Raw genomic sequence first — 16,123 nt, 5'->3', positions numbered from 1 at the left:
CGGGTTGCGCCTGCTACGCAGTCGATCGCAGCCTCGTTCCTCGGCAGCGGCTACGGGGCATAGCCGCTGCTGTAGCCGCTGCCGCCAGGCTGCGATCGGTCGCAGAGCGACCGTAAAGCCTGGCGACTTCAGTCTGTCTGGTACAACGAGGTGATCGGGTTGCGCCTGCTACGCAGTCGATCGCGGGACGAGCCCGCTCCCACAGAACTTTTCGTACAAGCCCTAGTGGGCGATCTACTGCCCGCCCCCCATGAACCAGCGAAAATACGGGTTGCGCCCTTGCTCTTGCATCAACTGCCGCGCCTCACGCGCCCATGCCTGGCGATCGCCGCTGTAGGCGAACAACGACAGGCCGTAGAAGCGTTGCAGGACGCGCCACTGATCCTCGACCGCTTGCTGCACGGTGCCCGCGTTCTTCAAGGGCGGTGCCTTGCGCAGCGACAGCAACTGCGGCAACACCCGGGTGATCTCTCTGGAACGAACCCACGGCGCATACTCGATACGCGGCCGGTCATCGGTGACCGCCGGGGCATCTGCGGCGAAGCGCTCAAGGCCACCGCGGTCGGTGATCCAGGTGGCGAGCAAGGCGCTGACCGAGTCGATCCCCACTTCAGCCAGCGCTGCGGTCACTGGCGGTTGGGCAAAGCGCTGGCTGATGCGTGCTACGTCCAGTTCCAGCGGCGTGAGCGAACCTACCAGAAGCATCTCGTGGAACTCGGTGGTCCACAGCGAAGCGTGGGGAAATACATCGAGGAAACTGCGCACCAGCGAGCGGCTGTCGTCGGTGTTCTGGGTGGGCAGTGGCAGCCATTGGGCGACGATGCCACCCTCCTCCAGCCGCGACGCGGCCAGTTCATAGAAATCCCTCGAATAGAGGTTCACCACCCCGGCCGCCGAAGGCGGTGGCGGCTCCAGGGTGATCAAGTCATAGCGTTCGGCGCTGCGCAGCAGTTCACGGCGGCCATCGCGCAGGCGGATGTCCAGGCGCGGGTCATTGACTGCCTGGTAATTGCCCTTGAACAGCGGCGCTGCCGCCAGCACCTCGGGCAGCAGTTCGGCCACCACAGGTCGCTGCAAACCGTCGTAGCGCAACATGGCGCCGGCCGTGATACCGGTGCCGAAGCCGATCACCATGGCCGAACGCGGCTCACGGTTGTGGATCAACAAGGGCAACAAGGCCTGCAGGCGCATATAGCGCAGCGACGGCATGGCGTCGCCGGTGTTGGACACCCCCTGGATGTACAGGCGGTTGAACTCGCGGCCCTGGCGCTGCTGGGCGACCACCGCGACGGTGCCGCCCCGGCCTTCCTCATAGAAGGTGATGCGGCCGCTGCGCGCGCCTGGCAACAACTCCGCCAGGCGTTGCGGCGGCGTCAGCACGCCGATCACCAGGGTGGCCAGGGTCACGCCCAGGATAGCGACGCGCATGCCCCGGCCCACGCCCTGACCACGCCAGACCACCATGCAACCGACGGCAGCCGCCACCAGCGCAAGCACCACCAGCGTGCGCACCAGGCCAATGCCCGGCACCAGCACAAAGCCCGTGCACATGACGCCAACAATGCCGCCCAGGGTATTGAGCGCAACGACCGTGCCGATGTCCCGCCCCACTTGCCCGCTGTCCACGGCCAGGCGCACGGCCAGGGGAAACGCCGCCCCCAGCACCGTCGTGGGCAGGAACACCACGCACAACGCTGCAGTGGCAAAGCGCGCGCACATCCCGGCCAGCTCATTTCCGGTGGCTTGCAGCACCAGCGCCTCCACTTCGGTCTGGGCGATGACCAGCCAGCGCCCAAGGCCCGCAACCTGCACCAGGGCCAGCAGGCCGGCGATGGCGATCAACAGGCCGAACAAGCCCCAGGGATCGCGAATGCGGTCGGCACGCCGGGCATAGAGGGCGCTGCCCAGCACCAGCCCGGCGAGGTACGTGGCCAGCACCACGGAAAAGGCAAAGGCGCGGGTGCTCATGAACTGCACGATCGATTGCGTCCACACCACTTCGTAGCCCAGGGCCACACCACCGGCCACGCAGTACAACGCGATTGCCAGGCGTGCGGCAGAGGAGCGTGGCGCGACCGCTGCCAGGGGTTCGATCGGCGCGTGCACATCATTGCGGCGCGACACGCAGGCGATGCCCGCCGCCAGCAGGTTGAGCGCGGCGGCCACCAGCGCGCTGCCGGTAACACCCAGTTGTGGCAACAGGACGAAGGCCGCCAACAGGGTGCCGGCAATGGCGCCGGCGGTGTTGGCGGCATACAGCCCGCCCCCGGCCTTGGCCAGTTGGCCCTGGCCCGGGGTCAGCACGCGCATCAGCACCGGCAAGGTTCCACCCATGAGAAACGCAGGAACGCCCACGAGGGTGAATGGCACCACCCAGGCGAACACGCCGACCTGGTCTTCGAGGCGGGCAAACAGGCCGGCGGTGTTGGCCAGCCCCAAGGTGGTCAGCACCGCCAGGACCGCAATGGCCAGTTCAAGACCGGCATAGAGCCTGACCGGGCGGCGCAGGCGGTCGGCCCAGCGACCGAACACCAGGCTACCCAGGGCCAGGCCGACGAAAAAGGCACTGATACCGGCGGTAATGGCGTACACCTCGACGCCCACCACCAGCGACAGTTGTTTGATCCATAGCACCTGGAACACCAGCGCCGCCGTGCCGGACACGAACAGCAGCAGCACGGGCAGCCACATCTGCAGGGGAAGTGATTTGTTCGCCGCACAGGCGGTATTGACCGGGGATGGACTGACTACTGAACGCATCAATCAACCTTATCGGCATCGCGGCTCAATCATGCCCGCTGGCGCCGAGAATGCAGGTGGAAGGACGCGCCCGTCGGTGACGGGCGCGTGGCAGGGATTACTTCTTCATTTTCTCTTCGATTTTCTTGTCTACGTCAGCACGCACCTGGTCAATGCTGAAGCTGGCCGGGCGCTGGCTGGGCGGATAGTCGACGAAGGTTTGCAGGAAGGCTGCAGCTTTACGAGTACCTTGGAAGATCAGGTAATCGTTCTTGGCCAGCCAATCGTAGTACTGGTCCGAAACCACATCGGCGCGCTCGTAAGGGTCCATGCGCAGGTTGAACAGTTTCGGTACCCGAAGGCACGTGAAGGGCTCGCTCCAGACCTTGAAACCGCCCGGGGCGCGCTGTTCGCAGAACACCAGCTTCCAGTCGCCAAAGCGCATGGACACCAGCTCGCCATCGTCGTTGAAGTAGTAGAACTCGTCGCGGGCGCTCTTGGGGGCCTTGCCGGTCAGGAAGTCCAGCTGGTTGAAGCCATCCAGGTGCACCTTGAAGCTCTTGCCTCCAACGTCGGCACCTTTGAGCAAGCGCTCCTTGATGTCGGTATCGCCTGCCACCGCGAGCAAGGTCGGGAACCAGTCCAGCCCGGAGAACAGCTGGGTGGAGACGGTGTCCGCCTTGATCTTGCCTGGCCAGCGCACGATCGCCGGTACCCGGTAGGCGCCTTCCCAGTTGGAGTTTTTCTCGTTGCGGAACGGCGTGGTCGCCGCATCCGGCCAGGACCACTGGTTAGGACCGTTGTCGGTGGTGTAGACGACGATGGTGTTGTCGGTGACTTTCAGGTCATCCAGGGTCTTGAGCAGTTTGCCGACATCACCGTCGTGCTCGAGCATACCGTCGGCGTACTCGTTGCCGACCATGCCGCTCTGGCCTTGCATGGCTTCACGCACGTGGGTGAAAGCGTGCATGCGGGTGGTGTTCATCCAGACGAAGAACGGCTTGTCGGCCTTGACCTGCTTGTCGATGAAGTTGATCGCCGCCTGGGTGGTCTCGTCGTCGATGGTTTCCATGCGTTTCTTGGTCAACGCACCGGTGTCTTCGATCTTGCCATCGGCACTGGACTTGATCACCCCGCGTGGCGAGGCAGCCTTGACGAACTCGGCGTCATCCTTGGGCCAGTAGGGGCGCTCAGGTTCTTCCTCGGCATTGAGGTGGTAGAGGTTGCCGAAAAACTCGTCGAAGCCGTGGTTGGTCGGCAGGTACTCGTCGCGATCGCCCAAGTGGTTCTTGCCGAACTGGCCGGTGGCATAGCCGTGGGCCTTGAGGGCCTGGGCGATGGTGACATCGCGGGCCTGCAGGCCGACCGGTACGCCGGGCATGCCGACCTTGGACAGGCCGGTGCGCAGCGCCGACTGGCCGGTGATGAAAGTCGAGCGGCCGGCGGTGCAGCTGTTCTCCGCGTAGTAGTCGGTGAACATCATGCCTTCCTTGGCGATCCGGTCGATGTTCGGGGTCTGGTAACCGACCACGCCCTTGCCGTAGGCACTGATATTGGTCTGGCCGATATCATCGCCGAAGATCACCAGGATGTTCGGTTTGTCCGCGGCATACGCCGCCCCCGTCCCCATCGCCACCGTCGCGGCGAAGGTCATGGTCGTCAACCACCTTCTTCTGAGCTTCATAAGACCATTTCTCCGTTTCACGTTACTGGCATCTGCCACGACTACGTGCACGTGAGGGCTCGACTGCATAACGGAATCCCTGTGCGCCTGCGGTGTCTTGTTTACTGGTTGTCCATAGGTTCGAAGGGGTAGATGCGCTGCCATTCCCGCGCCATGTCGACGACGGTCCAGCCATTGTCCCTGGCAGCAGTCAACGCCTTGTCCAGGCGCCCTACCTTGCTGTCACGGTCGTAGGCCCATTCGCGCCGGGCATCGGTGTGGTGCACGAGACCTGCGAAGCGCTTGCCGGAGCCTGCCCCGGTCCACTGCAGCATCTGCAGGTCGCCATCGGAGTTGCCGAAGGCCAGGATCGGCCGGCGACCGATGATCGATTCGATGCTCACCGGCTTGCCCGGGCCGTCATCGTTATGCTGCAGCTTGGGCAGGCGCTGGATCGACAGCTTGCCGTTACGGTCCTCGAAACGGGACTCGAAGGTCGTGCCGATGACCTGCTCGGGGGGAATGCCATAGACCTCCTCGGCAAAGGCGCGCATGAACGCCACTTCGCCACCGGAAACGATATAGGTCTTGAAGCCGTTGTCGCGCAGGTACTGCAGCAGTTCCAGCATCGGCTGGAAGACCATCTCGGTGTAGGGTTTCCTGGTCTTTGGATGCACGGCCGTGGATAGCCACTTCTCGGTGCGGGCCATGAATTCCTCGGTGCTCATGCCTGAGTGGGTCGCGGCGATGAGCTTCATCATGCCGTCCATGCCGCTCGCCGCCAGCGCCTTCTGGTCGCCCTCGAGCACGGCCTTGAACGGTTGCTGGGTTTTCCACTCGGGGTGTTGCGGGGCCAGGCGCTTGACCTCGTCCAGGGCGAACACCACTTCGAAGTACAACGGCTGCTCGCTCCACAGGGTGCCGTCGTTGTCGAATACGGCGATACGTTCTGCCGGTTTGACAAAGTCCTTACTGGTCTGGTCCGTCACCGCGCCCACGAACTGCTCGATAGCCCGGCGCGAGCCACTGTCGTTCCAGGACGGCAGCGGATCGGCGGCGTAGCTCAGCAGCGGTACCAGCAACAGCAGACTGAGCAACCAATGCAAGCGGTTTACGTGAGGCATAGATCTTCCCTGGACAGTTGCGTTGTACCCGATGCATACGCATCAGGGGTTCATCGGTTTTAATCCGTACCGCGTCGTCGCGGTCCTGCGTTTACTCATCTGCAACCGAACGTCTTGCAGGTCGCCGAGCAACGGTGGCGGCACCTCGCCAGCATTACCGGGGCTGGCGTAGCAGTTCTGGAGCAAGTCTAGTGAACGATTTTTGTTTGTGGCGCTGGCGCCGGTAAAAAATCCGGCCAGGGTCCGTTTGCCACTGACACGCCGTACCCACAGGTACAGCGCATCCAACCGCAATGGCCGGCTGCTCAGTTGCTGGCGCAGGCGTTGCCAGGCGAAGTCCGCCGACAGCAGCCACGTTGCGCGCCGGGCAGCCTGCCAGCGCCGCAGCGAGACGCCGATGTGGCGGATCCACGGGTAGCCGAACCAGAGCAGGACGCCCCCTGCCAGCAGTACGACCGCCAGCAGCAACCCGTGCCCGGAAACGCGCAGACGGGCCTGCTGGCCCAGGGCACGCAGATCGTCGCTGATGGAAAAAGGCGCGTTGTAGGCAACCGCAGCCGCGTTCAGGGTGAACGCCTCCAGCGAGGCACGTTGCGCGTTGCCGGCGTTGTCCCACCAGGTCAGCTCGATGGCCGGCAGGGTGATCTTGCCGGCCTGGGTGATCACATAGGTGGCGCTGTCCTCGCGCAGGCCGCCCGAGGTGCTGCCACGGCCATCACTTATGGGTTTGACCTGGGGCGATTGCACGTACCGCCGGGTGCCCTGGACCTCGGCAAAGGTCGGCGGCGGTATCAGCATGGCCTGTGCGCCCTCGGCCTGCAGGGTCAAGTGACGGGTCACGCTGTCGCCCACCCGCAGCGGTTCGTGGGAACGCTGCAGCGTCTGGGTGAAGGTGACCTTGCGCGCGACCAGTTGCGGCTGCCCCCCTGCGTTTGCCAGGGCCTTGGCGACAAAAACCAGCGGCGGGCTCTTGAGGGTGACCGGGCCACTGCCCTGCCCTGGCTGAACGACAAACTCAAGCGCCGGAATGCTGAATGACTGGGCCTGCTGCGGCGTGATCTGGTAGGTGTAGCGCAACCCGAAGAAGGGGGTGCCATCAAGCTTCTCGGTCAAGTGCTGGGCCTCGCCCCCCGGCGGGCTGACCACCGCACCGGACAGTTCAAGCTTCGGCAGGACCGGTGCTGCCGTGAACCAGGTGTCCACCAGCAGGTCCACCTCCATATTGACGGTAGCCCCGACCAGCACGCCGGTGTCCGGCACCAGCCGGGCCTGCACCCGGACTTGCGGATCGGCAGCGGCCAGCTGCGCCAGGCACAGCAGCAACAGCCAGGCGAAGCGTTTCATGGTGCGCCTCCTGCAGTGTGCTCGCGTTCAGCGTCCTGGAGCATGAACTTGCGCTTGAGAAACTGCGCCGGCGAGGTCGTCAGGTTGTTCAGCCACTGTTGATCGGACGCGGCCTGCGGGGTGGTCTGCTGCTTCTCCTGGGCACCCTTGGAGGGCGTCTGGTCTTCCACGACCTTGTCGGCGCCCTCGTCGGGTGTGCCGGCCTGCTGCTGGTCCTCGTAGTCCTTCTCCAAGGCCTGGGCAAGGGCCAGGTTGGCCTTGGCCTGAGGGAAGTCCGCCTGCTTGCTCAAGGCCTGCTCATAGGCCGCTATGGCCTGGGGGAACTTGAACAGGCGCACATAGGTATTGCCCAGGTAGAAAGCGGCCCGGGCCGAATCGAGCCGGGCAAATCCGGCCAGCGCCACGTCGTAGTCCGCTGCGTTGTAGGCCGCCACGGCTTTCCAGTAGGGATCATGGAAATGCGCGGCCGCCTGGGGGAAATGCCCATGCTCGAACGCCCAGCGCCCTTGCTGGTCCGGGGTGAAAAACGCATCGGCCAGTGCACCGGCCCGGGCGGTCTGGGGGGCGCCGGTGAGCAGCGCGACCAGCACCAGCCCCAGCCACTGCACCCGCCAGCCTTTGCGGATGCAGCACAGGGCAATCAACGCCAGCGGCCAGCACAGCCAATAGCCGGCGTCTTTCCAGTGCACCTGCTGCGCATCGCCCTGCACCGCCTGGAAATGCTGCTGGGCATGCAGTTCGATCCAGTCCAGGACGTCATCATCGAGGGTCAGGCTACCCAGCGGGGCATTGGCCGCCTGGGCCAGCTTCTTCAAGGCCTGGGCATCGAAACTGGCCTGCAGCGGACGGCCATCGTCGCCGATCCGGGGGCGTCCCTGGGCATCATGGAGCACGCCGCGGTCCTGGTTGCCGACGGCCAGCACCAGCACTTGCAGGTTGCTGCCGGACAAGCGCTTGGGAATCTGCTCGAACTGTCCGGGATCGGCGCCATCGGTGACCAGCACCAGGGTGCCCGGCATCTTTTCTGCGTCGAGCAAGGTCCGGGCCTGATCGATCACGCCCAGTACATCCTTGCCGGATCGACTGATCAGCGTCGTCGACAAGGCTTGCACAAAGGTATCCAGCAGTACCGGGTCTTCGGTGGCCGGCAACACCAGGTGCGCGCTGCCGGCGTAGGCGATCAGCGCGGTACGGGCCCCGGCCCGGCGTTGCAGCAGGTCATGCAGCTTGTGCTTGGCGGCCTGCAGCCGTGAAGGTGGCAGGTCATCGGCGTCCATGGACGGCGACAGGTCGACCGCCAGGATCAGCGGCGCGCGATTGTCGAGAAAGTCCGGCGTATCCTGCGTCCAGGTCGGCCCTGCGGCAGCCAGCGCCCCCAGGCCCAGCAGGACGGCCAGCAGGTGTACCGGGCGCAAGCGGTGCGGATCCTGCGGGGTGATCACCAAGGCGTCGATCAGGTGCGGGGCGATCAACTTGTTCAACTGACGCTTGAGGTCGTGACGGCGCAGCCACGCCCAGGGCAGCAGGATCGCCGGCACGATCAACAACAGCCACAGCGGTCGCAGGAAGTGAAAGGCGCTGAAGTCGAGTTCCATTTCAGCCTCCCTTGGCCAATGGTCCGGCCGCAACCCGGCCAAAACGGCCGGTGAGCGCGGCCAGCCCATGACTGACCAGCAACAGCAGCAGCGCCGCGCCCAGGGGCAACCAGAACAGGTCGCGCTTGGGCTGGTGGCTCAGGGTCTTGACCTTGTGCGGGGTGATCGTGTCGAGGGTGGCGTACACCTCTTTGAGGGCGTTACGGTCATCGGCGCGGAAAAAGCGGCCACCGGTGGTGCGCGCGATCGTCTGCAGGGCCTGCAGGTCGACCTTGGCCTCGCCGCTGGCCTCGGGGTCGCCAATGCCGATGGTGTGCACCACGATGCCCTGCTCCCTGGCCAGGCGTGCCGCATGGTCGGGGGTGATGGCACTGCCGGTGTCGTTGCCGTCGGTCAGCAGGATCAGCACTTTTTCTTGCTCATCGGTCTTGGCCAGCAGTTTGATGGTCAGGCCGATGGCGTCCCCCAGGGCTGTGTTGGGCCCGGCCATGCCGATCCCGACCTCATCGAGCAGCACCTGGAGGCTGGCATGGTCGAGGGTCAACGGGGCCTGGGGATAGGCCCCGGTGCCGAAGACGATCAGGCCGATACGGTCGTCCTTGCGCTGCGCGATAAAGTCACGCACCACGGCCTTGACCGCGCTCAGGCGGTCGGTGCGGACACCGTCGGCGCCGGTGTAGTCGGTGGCTTCCATCGACTGGGAAATATCGATGGCCAGCATCATGTCGCGAATCGGCTGTTCTTTCTCGATGGCCTTTTCCACCCAGACCGGGCGCGCACAGGCCGCCACCAGCAACGCCCAGACCACAAGGTTGAGCAGCAACTGCCAGCGCCCGCCTGTGGCGCTGCCGTTCTGCGGCGTCAGCCCCGCTGCCCGGGTCATGGCCGAGAAGAACGGCACCCGCAAGGCGCTGTGGGCCTCGCGGTAGGTACCCAGGTAGCGGTAGGCGAACCAGGGCAATGGCAGCAGGAACAGCGCCCAGAGGTAGTCAAACTGCCACATGATGCGCCTCGATCCATTGCCGGCCGGCCTCGAACAGCGCCCGGACCTCGTCCTCGGGAATCCGCAGCACCTGGACATCAGGGGCATAGGCCAGCGTGTGCAGGCGAGCGGCGAACTGCTGCGGCAAGGGCTTGTCAGCACGTTGCGCCAGGAAGGCCTGCCACTGCGCACCACTGAGCGTCGCTGCCGGCGGCGCATCGGTAATCGACATCGCCACGCGCTTGAGCAGCGCCGGCAGCGCGCGCATGGCCGGCAAGCGCTGCTGCGGGTCTGCCAGGTCATGGACCAGGCCATCGAAGACCTGCAACGCCTCGCGGCGGTAGCGATCACGCTGCCAGCGCCACCAGCGTCGGACGGTCCAGGCCGCCACCGCGAGCAGGATGATCAGCAGCAGCGCCAGCCAGCCCCAGGTCTGCGGCCAGTAGCTGTACGGCGGCGCTTCCAGCGGCAGTTCCTGAAGCTGGTCGATACTGGGCAGCACCGGCGCCGTCATCGCGCCACCCCGGTCAGCCGGCCCAGCTCGCGGCGGATCTGCTCCAGCGGATCCTGGCCGGTGCTGATCATCATCACCGGCACCTGGCTGCGCCGCAGCATATCGGCGACATCACGCAGGCGGCCGGCCAGGAAGGCGCCCAGTGGCCGGTTGACCTGACGGCGCTCCACTTCCAGCTCCACCTGCAGCTCGCCCTGGGTGACCATCACCCGGCCCTGCTCGGGCAGCGCCAGGGCGATGGGGTCATACACCTGCATGGCGATCACATCGTTGTGGGCACTGAGCTGGCGCAGCAGCTGCAAGGTCTGCGCCGATGCACCGCCGAAGTCGCTGATGATGCACACCAGGCAATCGTGGCCGGCCAGCGCGATGCAGTTGCGCAGCGCCGTGTCCAGTTGCGTTTCGTCCTCGGCATCAGGACCGGTGGCACTGAGGTTGTGGTTGCTGCGAATGATCGCCGCGCACAGCTCCTGCACCCGCGCACGGCTGCGCAATGGCTTTATATGACGCACCTGCCGGTCATCGAACACCAGGCCACCGACGCGATCACCGGCATGCAAGGCGATCCACGCCGACAGGGCTGCAAGCTCGGCGGCGACCACCGACTTGAAGCTGCGCTGCGAGCCGAAGAACATGCTCATGCGCTGGTCCACCAGCACCAGGGTCGGCCGGTCACGCTCTTCGGTGAAGGTGCGCACGAAGGGTTTTCCGTAGCGCAGCGAGGCGCGCCAGTCCAGATGGCGCAGGTCGTCGCCGGGAATGTAGCGGCGCAGCTCGTCGAAGCTCAGGCCGCGCCCGCGCAGGCGCGAGGCATGGTTGCCCGAGAGGATGCTTGCCAGCGGTTGCCGGGCCAGGAAGCTCAGGCCACGAACGCGGTGCTCCAGCGCCATGAGCTGGGCCAGCGAGGCGTAGACGAAGCCGTCGGCAACGGGCGAATCGACCTGTGACCTGTCCATGGGCTCAGGCCGGGATGGCGACGTGATCGAGCAGGTGGTCGATCACCTGGTCGGCGCTCACCCCTTCGGCGATGGCGTCATAGGACAGCTGCAGGCGATGGCGCAATACCGGATGCACCACGGCGCGCACATCGTCCGGCGACACGAAGTCGTTGCCAGACAACCAGGCGTGGGCCCGCGAGACCCGGTCCAGGCTGATACCGCCGCGGGGGCTGGCGCCGATCTTGATCCAGCGGGCCATGTCGGCATCGTAGTCGGCGGCGTGGCGGGTGGCATTGATCAGGTCGATCAGGTAGCGGTCGATCGCCTCGGACACATGCACGCCTGCGATCTCGGCGCGTGCGGCAAAAACCACTTCCTGGGGCAGTTGTACCGGTGCCTGTGCAGCGCCTTGGCTGCGCTGCTCCTCGGTACGCACCAGGCGCAGTACCTGGGCCTCGTCCTCCACCTTGGGGTAATCCAGGTGCAGCTTCATCAGGAAGCGGTCCATCTGCGCTTCCGGCAGCGGGTAGGTGCCCTCCTGCTCGATGGGGTTCTGGGTGGCCAGCACCATGAACAGCGCCGACATCGGGTAGCTCTGCCCGGCCACGGTGATCTGCCGCTCCTCCATGGCTTCGAGCAGGGCCGCCTGGACCTTGGCCGGGGCACGGTTGATTTCGTCGGCGAGGATGACATTGCCGAACAGCGGCCCGGGCTGGAACTTGATCTGGTTGCCTTCGGCGGTCTGCTGCAGGATCTCGCCACCGGTGATGTCCGAGGGCAGCAGGTCCGGGGTGAACTGGATTCGCCGCATCTGCGCATCCAGGTGGGCCGCCAGGGCCTTCACCGTGCGGGTCTTGGCCAGCCCCGGCAAGCTTTCCAGCAGCACGTGACCGTTGGCCAACAACCCCAGCAGCACATGCCGGATGGTTTCGGCCTGGCCCAGCACCTGCTCGGCCACGCGTGCTTCCAGTGCTGAAACTTGCTCACGTATGCTCACCTGTTCGCTCCCTGACTGTCCAACAATTGGGTAAATCTAGCAGCCTGCGCTGCAGGCGCTAGGCGGTGTGAAACTAAGGCATCGCGGGGCCTTCCGGCCCCGGGTCACGGCTTCTGCCAGTACGGCTCGATCGCTTGCAGGCGCGGGTCATCCGGCGCGACCTTGCGCATGCGCTGCACATACTCGAAAGCCTCGCGGCGCTCCCCCGCCAGCGCATGCAGGTACAACAGCGAGTACAGCAGGTCCGGATCGTCCGGGGCTTGCTGCAGGCCGCTGCGCAGCGCCTGGATCGCATCGTCTCGGCGGTTCAGGCGTGACAGCAGCAGGCCCTGGTTGTAACGAATGCGCACGTTTTGCGGCAGCGCCACGGCGGCGGTCTCCATCCACTGCAGTGCCTCCTCGGCCTTGCCCTGCTCGACCAGCAGCAACGCCAGCATGTAGGCCAGGTTGCCGTGGTCGGCCGCTGGCATTTTTTCCAGTGCCACGCCTTCACGCAGCAATTGTTCGGCCTCATCGAGTCGTTGCGCGGCACTGGTCAGGGTCACCAGGTTGACCCGCGCGGGGACGAAATACGGGTCCAGCTTCAGGGCCTGGCGGTACTCGTCCATCGCTTCTGCATCACGCCCCTGGCGGCTCAACAGCACGGCCAGGTTCAGGCGCCCACCCGGCAGGTCGGCATTGCTGCGCAGGCGCGTCTCGTAGTCCGCCATCAGGGCCTTGAACGATTCGCGCGAGTCCGCCGGCAACTGCTCGAGCGGCACATCGGCCAGCACCCGCAGCGCTTCATCGCGCACCGCCAGGGTCGGATCCTTGAGCAGTGGCAACAGCGGTTGCAGGCGCTGCGCCGGGGGCACGCTGGCAAAGCCGGAAACGGCATAGGCGCGCACCAGGTCGCTGCTGTCTTTCAAGGCCCAGCCCAGGCTGATCACCGACTGACTGCCCAGGTCGGCCAGTTGCTCGGCCGCGGTGGCGCGGACAATCGCAGGCTTGCCTTTGTCCGCCAGCAGCGCATTGAGCTGGCTGAAGGCGATACCTTCGCCGCTGCGCACGGCGTGGAAGTTCTCGCCATAGTGAGGGGGGCGCTGCGGCTGGCCGAACCAGCCTTCGATGGCCTTGGCCGCCCATTGCGGCTTCTGGTCCTTGTGGCAGTTGGTGCAGGCATCGGGGCTGTCGTCCTTGGCCGCCAGGTCCGGGCGCGGAATGCGCAGGCTGTGGTCGCGGCGCGGGTCGACCACCATGTAGGTCTTGGTCGGCATGTGGCAGTTGACGCATTGGGCGCCTGGCGTACCTGCCGGGTGATGATGGTGCGCCTCGCTGTCATAGTCCTTGGCCTGCAGGCTGGGAAAGCGGGCTACCGGTGGCTGGCTGTTGTGGCACTGCAGGCACAGGCCGTTGCCTTCGATCTTGACCTTGGCCGTGTGCGGGTTATGGCAATCCGTGCAGCCCACGCCTGCCGCGTACATCTTGCTCTGGGTGAACGAGCCGTACTCATAGACCTCGCCATCGATCTGGCCGTCGGCATGATAAAGGTCAGGACGCAAGGTGGTGGGCAGGCTCTGGTCCAGTTGCCGGTGCCCCGGCAACTGGCCAACTCCCAGGGTCTGGCGGCGACTGTGGCAGAAGGCGCATTGCTCGACCAGGCCCTGGCTACCCAGTGCCTTGTAGTCCACCGCCAGGCCCGCGTCCTTGGCCGAGGCGTGGCTCTGCTGCCCGGGTTTGGCCGCTTTCGCCCAGTCGACATGGGCCTGCCCCGGCCCATGGCAACTCTGGCAACCGACGGTCTGCTCCTGCCAGGTGGTGGCGAAGCTGTCCTCTTTGTCGTTGTAGTTTTTCATCAAACGGGTCGAGTGACAGTCGGCGCACATGCCGTTCCAGTTCTGGTAACGACCTGTCCAGTGCAGCGGATCATCGGGGGCGAAGCGTTGGCCGGGATACAGCGAGAACCAGCGTTGCCCGCCTTCGTCCTTGCTGCGGCTGTCCCAGGCGATGGTCAGGGCCTGCAGTCGTCCGCGGGGCAACGACACCAGGTACTGTTGCAGCGGGTAATGGCCGAAGGTGTAGAGCACTTCGAAGTCTGCCGGCTTGCCGGTTTCGCCTTCGGTGTTGACGAAAAAGCGCTCGCCCTTGCGAAAGAAGCGCGCCTTGACCCCGGCCTCATCGAATCGGGCATTGGCGAAATTGCCCAGCACATTGGCGGGTTTGGCGTCGCGCATGGCCCAGCCGTGGTCGGAGTCTTTCCAGGCCTTGGCCTGTTCGGCATGGCACCCCAGGCAGGTGGCGGTGGCGACGTAACCGTGTTCCGGACTGCCCTGCGCGGGCGCACGCCCTGTGCTTTCACTGGCGGCCCAGGCCGGCACGGCCATCAGCGCCAGCGCTGACAGCAGCAGGCCGCGCAACCAGGACCCACGCCTTTCCCTAGGTGTTTCATGCCCCATTCCCAACTCCACGGTCAATTCATCTCGTCCTGTACCGGACGCTCTTGCACACCGATGCAAATGGCAGCGTGCTTCAGGCTAGTGCATCTTCCTGGCGACGGCTGGCAAACATTCGCCGGCCCGGCCTGGCTACCGCAGTGAAGAAAAACGTCTAGGCTCTTGTGTCTAGCGCATGTCGACTGAGGGACCGCCATGATCATTCGCAGTAAAGCAGGCCTGCTGGTTTCCCTGTCGGTACTGTCATCCGCGTTCCCCTGCCTGGCAGACAATGCCAGAGATTGGCAGAACACACCTATCGACCTCAACATGTTCTTTGGCTACTACAACCTCATCGACACCAACACCCCGATCGATACGGCCCTGCCGCTGGACGGGCTGTCACTCAATGCCGACCTGTACATCTTGCGCTATGCACGCTCCTTCGGACTCGACGGGCGCAACTCGGCCATCCAGATACTCCAGCCCTACGCCGATGTCGAAGCCTCGTTCGACGATGGGCGGTTTTTTTCCGGCACCAAGCACAATGGCGGTATGGGCGATACCCAGATCGTGTTCGCCCATAACTTCTTTGGCGCGCCGGCACTGAGCGCCGAGGAATTTTCCAGCTGGAAGCCCGGCACCTTCCTCAGTGGCGCACTGTGGCTGGTCACGCCCACCGGCGACTATGACAAGAACCGCGTCATCAACATCGGCTCCAACCGCTGGGTGGTGAAACCTGAAATCGCCTTCGGCACCCCCTTGGGCCCCACCTGGCTTGAGATCAACGGCTATGTGTCGCTCTACGGTGACAACGACGACTACCAGGGCAACAGCAAACTGGAACAAAAGCCGCTCTACGCCATGGAAGCGCACTACAGCTACACCATCAACCGCGCGCTCTGGGCATCCCTGGATGCCACCTACAACACCGGGGGCGAGACCAAAGTCGACGGTGTGAGCCAGGACAACGAACAGGAAAACACCCTGCTGGGCGCCAGCCTCGGCTTCATGCTGTCGCCGCAGTTCGGCGGCCTGGTGGCATACAGCGACACGGTGTCGGAGCGTACCGGGTCGCCGGATGTCAACACGTGGACATTGCGCTTGCAGTACGTCTGGTAACGCCCCGCCGCGCCCGTTCCCCTCCAGATTCCGACGCAGCAACGCCAGAACCGCTCCATAGCCCGGTTGCGGGTGTTTGCGTTCGCGCCTTTGCCGCCAGGCATTATACGTGCAAGATCCAATGTGTCGACAATCATCTTGTGTTGATTTAATTTTTACCTTAGATTCCGCATCAACAACACACATGTGTCGACAGTTTCGATAAAGGGACGTTCCAGGGACAAGGCTGTCCACGCACCCCGAACAGTTTTCAGTGGGAGCAGGCTGATTCTCGGCAACCGTACCAGCGGTCACTCTCAACGGCCTTGAACCTGCTCCTGCTTTTTTATTCCCGGGTACGGAGCGATCCGTTATCCAGCAAAGGCGCCCAAGAGCGCCTTGCCCAACGCGCTATACAGGAGATCACCGTGCTCGAAGCCTATTTCCGCCACGTACAAGCCCGCGCCGATGAAGGTTTGCCGCCCCTGGCCCTGAACGCCGAACAAGCCGCAGGCCTGGTCGAGCTGCTGAAGAATCCCCCTGCTGGCGAAGAAGCCGTCCTCGTCGACCTGATCACCAATCGCATTCCACCGGGAGTGGACGAAGCCGCTTACGTCAAGGCCGGCTTCCTGTCTGCCCTGGCCAAGGGTGAAGCGACTTCCCCACTGCTCGACAAGAAGCGCGCCGTCGAACTGCTGGGCACCATGCAGGGTGG

At 64.8% G+C, this 16,123-nt stretch carries 11 protein-coding genes and 1 pseudogene; 2 read left to right on the top strand and 10 right to left on the bottom strand.

The window, feature by feature from the left end:
- Window positions 1–234: 234 nt before the first annotated feature.
- The 10 genes from ACIQUS_RS25475 to ACIQUS_RS25430 all read right to left on the bottom strand — a co-directional run bounded on the left by ACIQUS_RS25475 (window position 235) and on the right by ACIQUS_RS25430 (window position 14,331).
- Complete coding sequence (locus ACIQUS_RS25475; protein WP_403053388.1) at window positions 235–2,691, bottom strand: fused MFS/spermidine synthase; 2,457 nt, start codon at window positions 2,689–2,691, stop codon at window positions 235–237.
- Window positions 2,692–2,857: 166 nt separating this feature from the next.
- Complete coding sequence (locus ACIQUS_RS25470; RefSeq protein ID WP_403053364.1) at window positions 2,858–4,423, bottom strand: arylsulfatase; 1,566 nt, start codon at window positions 4,421–4,423, stop codon at window positions 2,858–2,860.
- A 101-nt stretch (window positions 4,424–4,524) separates the two neighbouring features.
- Complete coding sequence (locus ACIQUS_RS25465) at window positions 4,525–5,526, bottom strand: HAD family hydrolase (RefSeq protein ID WP_403053361.1); 1,002 nt, start codon at window positions 5,524–5,526, stop codon at window positions 4,525–4,527.
- Window positions 5,527–5,568: 42 nt separating this feature from the next.
- Entirely contained in the window at window positions 5,569–6,870 is a 1,302-nt protein-coding gene (locus ACIQUS_RS25460) for a hypothetical protein (RefSeq protein WP_403053358.1), read from the bottom strand.
- Window positions 6,867–8,465: a VWA domain-containing protein gene (locus ACIQUS_RS25455; RefSeq protein WP_403053355.1), complete on the bottom strand. Its 1,599-nt coding sequence runs from the start codon at window positions 8,463–8,465 to the stop codon at window positions 6,867–6,869. Before ACIQUS_RS25455 ends, ACIQUS_RS25460 begins: the two co-directional genes overlap by 4 nt.
- Window position 8,466: 1 nt before the next feature.
- The gene (locus ACIQUS_RS25450) at window positions 8,467–9,468 is read right to left on the bottom strand and encodes a VWA domain-containing protein (RefSeq protein ID WP_403053352.1); all 1,002 of its coding nucleotides are present in this window, start codon (window positions 9,466–9,468) and stop codon (window positions 8,467–8,469) included.
- A complete protein-coding gene (locus tag ACIQUS_RS25445; protein ID WP_403053349.1) occupies window positions 9,455–9,961 on the bottom strand; it encodes a DUF4381 domain-containing protein in 507 nt (168 codons plus the stop codon). Before ACIQUS_RS25445 ends, ACIQUS_RS25450 begins: the two co-directional genes overlap by 14 nt.
- Window positions 9,958–10,917, bottom strand: coding sequence for a DUF58 domain-containing protein (locus ACIQUS_RS25440; RefSeq protein ID WP_403053346.1), 960 nt, complete (start codon window positions 10,915–10,917; stop codon window positions 9,958–9,960). The genes ACIQUS_RS25445 and ACIQUS_RS25440 overlap by 4 nt, the downstream gene beginning before the upstream one ends.
- A gap of 4 nt (window positions 10,918–10,921) precedes the next feature.
- Window positions 10,922–11,896 (bottom strand): AAA family ATPase, encoded by a 975-nt coding sequence (locus tag ACIQUS_RS25435; protein ID WP_403053343.1) that lies wholly within the window; start codon window positions 11,894–11,896, stop codon window positions 10,922–10,924.
- Window positions 11,897–12,000: 104 nt separating this feature from the next.
- Entirely contained in the window at window positions 12,001–14,331 is a 2,331-nt protein-coding gene (locus tag ACIQUS_RS25430; protein ID WP_403053340.1) for a tetratricopeptide repeat protein, read from the bottom strand.
- Window positions 14,332–14,523: 192 nt separating this feature from the next.
- On the opposite strand from ACIQUS_RS25430, the gene ACIQUS_RS25425 reads away from it, so the two are divergent.
- Together ACIQUS_RS25425 and ACIQUS_RS25420 are read left to right on the top strand one after the other, a co-directional pair.
- Entirely contained in the window at window positions 14,524–15,429 is a 906-nt protein-coding gene (locus ACIQUS_RS25425; RefSeq protein WP_403053337.1) for a transporter, read from the top strand.
- A gap of 407 nt (window positions 15,430–15,836) precedes the next feature.
- Window positions 15,837–16,123, top strand: a pseudogene (locus ACIQUS_RS25420) (aconitate hydratase B); the annotation flags it as partial.

This window comes from Pseudomonas sp. NPDC090755, from assembly GCF_044769005.1.
Classification (GTDB): Bacteria; Pseudomonadota; Gammaproteobacteria; order Pseudomonadales; family Pseudomonadaceae; genus Aquipseudomonas.
The sequence above is the reverse complement of the archived record's forward strand: the minus strand, read 5'-3'. Positions and strand labels throughout refer to the sequence as shown.

Bases quoted from the DNA above. Each gene is read 5' to 3' on its own strand.
- ACIQUS_RS25460 (WP_403053358.1), bottom strand. From the start codon at position 6,870: ATGAAACGCTTCGCCTGGCTGTTGCTGCTGTGCCTGGCGCAGCTGGCC.
- ACIQUS_RS25465 (WP_403053361.1), bottom strand. From the start codon at position 5,526: ATGCCTCACGTAAACCGCTTGCATTGGTTGCTCAGTCTGCTGTTGCTG.
- ACIQUS_RS25450 (WP_403053352.1), bottom strand. From the start codon at position 9,468: ATGTGGCAGTTTGACTACCTCTGGGCGCTGTTCCTGCTGCCATTGCCC.
- ACIQUS_RS25425 (WP_403053337.1), top strand. From the start codon at position 14,524: ATGATCATTCGCAGTAAAGCAGGCCTGCTGGTTTCCCTGTCGGTACTG.
- ACIQUS_RS25470 (WP_403053364.1), bottom strand. From the start codon at position 4,423: ATGAAGCTCAGAAGAAGGTGGTTGACGACCATGACCTTCGCCGCGACG.
- ACIQUS_RS25455 (WP_403053355.1), bottom strand. From the start codon at position 8,465: ATGGAACTCGACTTCAGCGCCTTTCACTTCCTGCGACCGCTGTGGCTG.
- ACIQUS_RS25445 (WP_403053349.1), bottom strand. From the start codon at position 9,961: ATGACGGCGCCGGTGCTGCCCAGTATCGACCAGCTTCAGGAACTGCCG.
- ACIQUS_RS25430 (WP_403053340.1), bottom strand. From the start codon at position 14,331: ATGGGGCATGAAACACCTAGGGAAAGGCGTGGGTCCTGGTTGCGCGGC.
- ACIQUS_RS25475 (WP_403053388.1), bottom strand. From the start codon at position 2,691: ATGTGGCTGCCCGTGCTGCTGCTGTTCGTGTCCGGCACGGCGGCGCTG.
- ACIQUS_RS25440 (WP_403053346.1), bottom strand. From the start codon at position 10,917: ATGGACAGGTCACAGGTCGATTCGCCCGTTGCCGACGGCTTCGTCTAC.